Here is a 6,475-nt window from a genome sequence, read left to right as displayed (position 1 = left end):
CAAGCGTCGTTCCAGTCCCTAACGTCCCGTTCCGGAACTCAGGGCCAGCCTACGTCGGTTAGTCTAGTTCGTTATGCGACATTGAGAATTTTCCATAGTCAATAATCCAAAAATAACCCACCACAAATAAAATAATAAACAGGCAAACCTAATGAAATTTAATGTAAAATTACAATTAAATCAAATAAAACTGATAATAATTCTCCAAATTCTAACCATTTTTTTCTTCACTCTATTCATGACAATGAATTCAAAACTAATCTCCAATCCAATTGAATTACCGTCTTATTCATACTCTATTAACTCTTGGGATGAAGGCGTAATCAATTTCAAAGGTACTTGGATCGCAAATGATCACTTAGAACTCGAAGAAAGTTACGATTATAATGATTTCACGTGCATAAAACTTTATAATTATTGCAACGTCACAAACATTAAAATAACCAAAGGTGGTTCGAAAGGAAATAATAATTTACTATTAACAACTAGTTATCCAAATATCATAAAATGGGATAAATACACAATTATTGCTAATTTAGAAAATAACTGCTCTAATGTTATTTATACTATAAATCGCTTAGCTGAATCAATAACCGCAATCAGAAAACAGAAAGAAAATACCATATGCGATGTTTTACAGGATGAAAAAAAACTTACTTTGGGTGATAAAATATACAATAACTCAATTAGTAAAACACATCTTTTCGCCATACTAGCTTTCTTTATGCTACAACTACTTTTCACTCTTTTCTCAATTAACCAATTCCTAAATCAAAAAACAAAAATTGACATCTAATCAACGTCGCATAACAGCGGGGAAACGCTGCGCTGCGGCACTTACGGCCTTGCTTGGGCTGCGCCACATTCCCTTTCTGTCACTCGTTTGCATCCGCAAACTCCGTGCCAGTCCCTAACGTCCCCTCCAGGGACTCAGGGTCAGGGAACGTCGTCTCCCCTAGTTCGTTATACGCTATCCTAAAAAATGGAGATAAAAAAATGAAAAAAATATTAATAATTATTATTGGGACAACTTTCTTCTTCAACTATTGTAAAAAATCAAATAATGAAAAGAATCTTACTGTTATAAAGCCTATTAAAATGATCGTAAATGCGAATGGAGGTTTGCGAATTAGAAAATTACCTGATATCAATAGTGAAAAAATTGGACTAATTCCTGACGGCTCCGTAATTGAATCCTATGGTGATGTTTTACAAGAAATGACAATTGATGGAAAAAATGGTAAGTGGATGAAAATTAAACATTACGATATAGTTGGTTATTCATTTTCCGGTTTTCTTATACATGAGGATGCATTTACAAATCCAATAGAAAATGAAAAAACGATAAGTGGATTCAGAAAACTAATCCCTTCCTTTGAGAAAATCGATTATAATTCTGAGAAAGATAAAAGAACATTTAAGTTAACCGAAAATACTGGCACAGTAACCTTTGATTCAACAATCGGAATCTACCGTGTAATATCTATTTCACCAGGAGACAGTGAAGATGAATTTAATAATTACAATTTTATTTTTAAAGAAAATAAATTAATCTTTTCAGATATGAATATGTTTTCTTTAGGTTTACCAAAATCTTTCATTAAATATAAAGTAGTGTTTCAAAAATCTTTTGGCTGCGCAACGGAATGTGATGAATATGTTCAAACAGAAAACTACGAATATGCATACATATCAAACTCTTTAATGGGAGAAACAAATTACAATAGCAAAACCATTTGTTCCAATAAGGATGGAATAAATAATTCTTGTCCAGTTTGTAGCAAAAGCTATAAAAACGAGTCATATACTTTTCAAAAAAAATGGATCGCTAATCTCGATGGAAGTATCAAAGAAGTAATTTACGAAGATAAATCCATAAGTGACCTCTAGGACAGCGTATAACATCGGGGAAACGCTGCGCTTCGGCACTGCCGGCCTCGCTTGGGCTGCGCCACATTCCCTTTCTGTCACTCGTTTGCATCCGCAAACTCCGTGCCAGTCCCTAACGTCCCATCAGGGACTCAGGGTCAGGGAACGTCGTCTCCCCTAGTTCGTTATGCGCAATAAATTAAAAATATTATGAATATATTTATATCCTCAACAATTTTTGATCTTATAGACTTACGCGCCGAGATTTTTCACCATTTAATACAAACAGGCTTTACCGTTAGATTAAGTGAAATAGATAGTTCAGATTTTGAACTCTTTCCTGATAAATCAGCTATTGAAACATGTTTAGAAAACCTACGAAGATCAGACTATGTTATTTTTATAATCGATAAAAGATACGGTAATACAGTAGAAAATCTTGGCTATCCAAAATTAAGTGTTACTCATTTAGAATACTTAGAGGCAAAAAAAAATTCAAAACCAATCTTGTTTTATATAAGAGATAAAACTTACGGTGAGTATAAAGTTTATAAATCAAATCCAAATGGTTTCAAACCAAATTGGATTCATGAAAAAGAATTTGGTATTTTTTCATTGATTTCGACTCACGGAGAAAGTTCAGATAAAACAGACAATAATTGGATAATTCCTTTTAGGAATTCAATAGATATAAAAGCAAGCCTTGAGAAAAAACTAAAAATTCCTTATCTAAAAATGAATCTAGCAAGAAAAATTGCAGAAGGCGAAATACCGATCCTAGAAGCACAGATGATTACGAACATTGAAGGTAATGATGTTGTTTTAAAGTCAGAATTTACGAATACATCTGAGTATACTATTTTCATTAAATCTTTCGGATACAAAGACGAATTAAAAAGTAAGGATTTTGAATTACTAGCACCAAAAGAAAGAAAACACATTTCACAAATTTGGTCCCTACCTCAAATAGGACAAATTATAAGTAGTTTTATCATTGTAGAATATTCAACTTACGACGGAATAACCGTAACCTCTGAATATCAAACAAATGCGAGACTTAACGCAGCTTCAGCAATAATTTATGGGATTGATTTGAAAACTAGAAAATTTAAAATAGAAAGTCCCGTAGAAATAAGTTTTGATAACTAATTTACTGCGCATAACAGCATGGAAACGCTGCGCTTCGGCACTTACGGCCTCGCTTGGCCTGCGGCACATTCCCTTTCTGTCACTCGTTTGCATCCGCAAACTCCGTGCCAGTCCCTAACGTCCCGTTCGGGACTCAGGGTCAGGGAACGTCGTCTCCACTAGTTCGTTAGTCGCAATCCCTAAAATAATATGTCTAAAGAATACTTTTCAATTAGAAACAATAGAAATCGAAATCAAAAATTAAATTTAAGAAATTTATGTGAATTAATCAATGAAGTCATTAGTGAATTTTCTAAAAATTTCTATTTTGCTGAATCTCTAGGTTTTTATGATAGTTATTCTTTACCAGGACGCTGGTATAATGGAAAGTTGGGTAATGACGAAGATATCGCAAGGAAACTATTCTTAAAAGTTCGAAAAAGAAATCTTTGGCCTATATACAATCATTATGAATATTACTCCGAAGAGGATCTTTTTGATATAATTGAATTCCTTTGGGATATAGTGAGAAAACCTGTATATACTCAAGAAAGAATTGAACAACTCTATGGTTTTGATATTTTTGAAAGCTTTGATATTGAACTAGGCAGGAAAGAATTTTCAGATCAAATTAATGCTCAACTTATAGATTACAATAAAGATTATATACTTGAAAAAGACGGGATGATATATAAAAAATCCGAATTTGGAGTGCAAGAAATATTTGATGCTGAACCACCGACTAATGACGAAAAGATTCTAATAAAGCTAAGCGATTCAATCAAAAAATTCAGAAACAGACATTCAAACGAAAAAGACAGAAAAGATTCAGTTCGGGAATTAGCGGATATCCTAGAATACATAAGACCAAACATAAACGATTTAATATCTGAACAGGATGAATCAGACCTATTTAATATTATTAACAATTTTTCAATTAGACACATGAATCAAAGACAAAAGGAAAATATCGATGAATCTATATGGAATAATTGGCAATTTTATATTTTTCTTTCAACTATCTACGCTTATTTAAAATTAAAAAAGAAATCAATATAACGGGACTGCGACTAACATCGGCTACCCACTTCGCTTCGGGACTTCGCCCTCGCTTGGCCTGCGGCAAATTCCTCTCCGTCACGTCTCTTGCTTCCGCAAGATTCGCGCCGACGCTAACGCCTGCCTTGCAGGCTCAGCTCCGAGGAACTTCGGGTAGCCTGGTTCGTTATACGACATGACAAAACCTGAATCATTAAAATGCATAAAACTATAAAAACAACAATCTTAAGCCTAATCCTATTAAACTCTGCATTGTTTTCGCAGTCGTCAAAACCAACTATAGAAACTGGAATCAAGGCACAAAAAGCTGAATTCATTCCATATGAATATAGTAGAGACAAAACCGATGCTGAACCCTATTGGGGATTTAAAATAAATAATTTAAGAAGCAATAATAAAACAATTAATCCTTTTTTCTTTATTTATAAAAATCTTGATAAAGGTTTTGGGTTTGAATTTGAATACTCCAAAATTCAAATTGAAAAAGCTAATTATGACATTGATAATGTATATAGAATAAACAATACTTTACAATATGAACGTTATAAAGAATATTTAAGAAATAATGAAAGAAATGATTATAAATTAAATTTCTTCTTTTATCTTTCTCCAGAATCAAAAGAATATTTTGCAATTGGTGGGGGAATCAGAAATATTTCAAAAGACAATTTTACTGCTGAAGAAAAAATAATTGCCTTAGGCCCTCAAATTGTTCTAAAATCAAAAATTCCTATTACAGATAATCTTTCCCTTAATCTTGGATTAGATTTGTATCATACCCAAGGTAAAAGAGATTACTATTACCTTGATTCCAACCTTTACTACTTTCCGTCTGGAACTGTTGCTGATTTTGGAATTATAAAAGGAAATGGAAAAACAAAGGGCATTTTTCAAGGGTATGAAGCGAACATTTCATTGAAATACAATTTCTTAGAAAACTTTAATCTTGCTTTCGGATTCAATTACAATTATTCATATTTTAAATACGAAGATTTAAATGATACTTATTATTCGTATTCTTCTTTTAGAAATTCTTATGGTATCCAAAGTAGTAAGTTATCGAATGGAAAAGAAATCATTAGAGGATTCTATATTTCAGCCTCTACCGTATTCTAATTGTCACGTCGTATAACAACGGGGAAACGCTGCGCTGCGGCACTACGGCCTTGCTTGGGCTACGCCACATTCCCTTTCTGTCACTCGCTCGCATACGCAAGCTACGTGCCAGTCCCTAACGTCCCGTCGGGACTCAGGGTCAGGGAACGTCGTCTCCCCTAGTTCGTTATGCGTAATCCCCAAAAACCAAACTGAATAAATATTATGAAATTACCAACATATGATGAAATGATGAATCCTCTATTAAATTCCTTAAAGGAACTTGGAGGATCAGGCACAATTGATGAAATTAATGAAAAAGTCTTCAATTTGATGCAACTTCCCAATAATATTCTCGAGATACCTCATGGAGACAAAGGATCTAGAAGTGAAGTTGAGTATCGACTGGCATGGACAAGGACTTATCTCAAAAGAGCAGGATTTTTAGAAAATTCCTCTAGAGGGATTTGGTCTCTTACAAAAGCCAGCAAAGATATAAATGAATTAAACCCGAAAGACGTAGTAAATCTAGTCAGATCTATTTCAAAATCAGAGAAAAAAGAAAAAAATGAAATATCAGAATTTGATAGCAATGATCTTGATGCTCCAGAAGAATTTCAAGATTGGAGAATAACCTTAAAGAATATTCTCTTCGATATTAAGCCAGATGCCTTTGAAAGACTTTTTAAAAGAATTCTTAGAGAATCTGGATTTCACCAAGTTGAAGTTACAGGAAAAAGTGGAGATGGAGGAATTGATGGAAAAGGAATATTTAGAATAGCTGGATTCATTAGCTTTAATGTTTTATTTCAATGTAAAAGATATAGGGAAAATTCTATCACAGCTTCTGAAATCAGAGATTTTAGAGGGGCATTACAAGGAAGAGCAGACAAAGGATTATTTGTAACAACAAGTTCCTTCACTAGAGATGCGGTAAAAGAAGCAACAAGAGATGGTGCACCTCCTATTGATTTAATTGATGGAGATGCGTTACTCGATAAATTAAAGGAATTAAAACTTGGATTGGATATAAAAATCGTAGAAAAAATAGAGATAAAGAAAGAGTGGTTTGATTCCCTCTAAAAAAGGGGACTACGCATAACATCGGGGAAACGCTGCGCTTCGGCACTACGGCCTCGCTTGGTCTGCGACACATTCCCTTTCTGTCACTCGCTCGCATACGCAAGCTACGTGCCAGTCCCTAACGTCCCGTCGGGACTCAGGGTCAGGGAACGTCGTCTCCCCTAGTTCGTTATATGCAATGCCCTAAAAATCTATACTATGAACGAATTCCAACAAGTTCTATATAAACAATTTGATAAGA

Annotated in this window: 6 protein-coding genes; all 6 read left to right on the top strand. The window is 34.0% G+C overall.

Translation table 11 applies throughout. The features are described from left to right. The first annotated feature begins 244 nt into the window (after window positions 1-244). The 6 genes from EHQ31_RS00805 (at window position 245) to EHQ31_RS00780 (ending at window position 6,234) form a co-directional block, all read left to right on the top strand. A complete protein-coding gene (locus EHQ31_RS00805) occupies window positions 245-796 on the top strand; it encodes a hypothetical protein (protein WP_135568312.1) in 552 nt (183 codons plus the stop codon). Between the two features lie 200 nt (window positions 797-996). Then, entirely contained in the window at window positions 997-1,890 is an 894-nt protein-coding gene (locus EHQ31_RS00800; protein ID WP_135568311.1) for an SH3 domain-containing protein, read from the top strand. Window positions 1,891-2,079: 189 nt separating this feature from the next. Beyond that, window positions 2,080-3,018 (top strand): DUF4062 domain-containing protein, encoded by a 939-nt coding sequence (locus EHQ31_RS00795; protein WP_135568310.1) that lies wholly within the window; start codon window positions 2,080-2,082, stop codon window positions 3,016-3,018. A gap of 189 nt (window positions 3,019-3,207) precedes the next feature. After that, window positions 3,208-4,056: a hypothetical protein gene (locus EHQ31_RS00790; RefSeq protein WP_135568309.1), complete on the top strand. Its 849-nt coding sequence runs from the start codon at window positions 3,208-3,210 to the stop codon at window positions 4,054-4,056. Between the two features lie 198 nt (window positions 4,057-4,254). Then, window positions 4,255-5,172, top strand: coding sequence for an LA_2444/LA_4059 family outer membrane protein (locus EHQ31_RS00785; protein WP_135568308.1), 918 nt, complete (start codon window positions 4,255-4,257; stop codon window positions 5,170-5,172). 204 nt (window positions 5,173-5,376) lie between these two features. Continuing rightward, window positions 5,377-6,234 carry a restriction endonuclease gene (locus tag EHQ31_RS00780; RefSeq protein WP_135568307.1) on the top strand — a complete coding sequence of 286 codons (858 nt, stop codon included), beginning with the start codon at window positions 5,377-5,379 and terminating at the stop codon, window positions 6,232-6,234. Window positions 6,235-6,475: the final 241 nt, after the last annotated feature.

This window comes from Leptospira montravelensis (assembly GCF_004770045.1).
Lineage (GTDB): Bacteria > Spirochaetota > Leptospiria > Leptospirales > Leptospiraceae > Leptospira_A > Leptospira_A montravelensis.
Note: the sequence above shows the minus strand (reverse complement) of the source record. Positions and strands in the feature narration are given on the sequence as shown.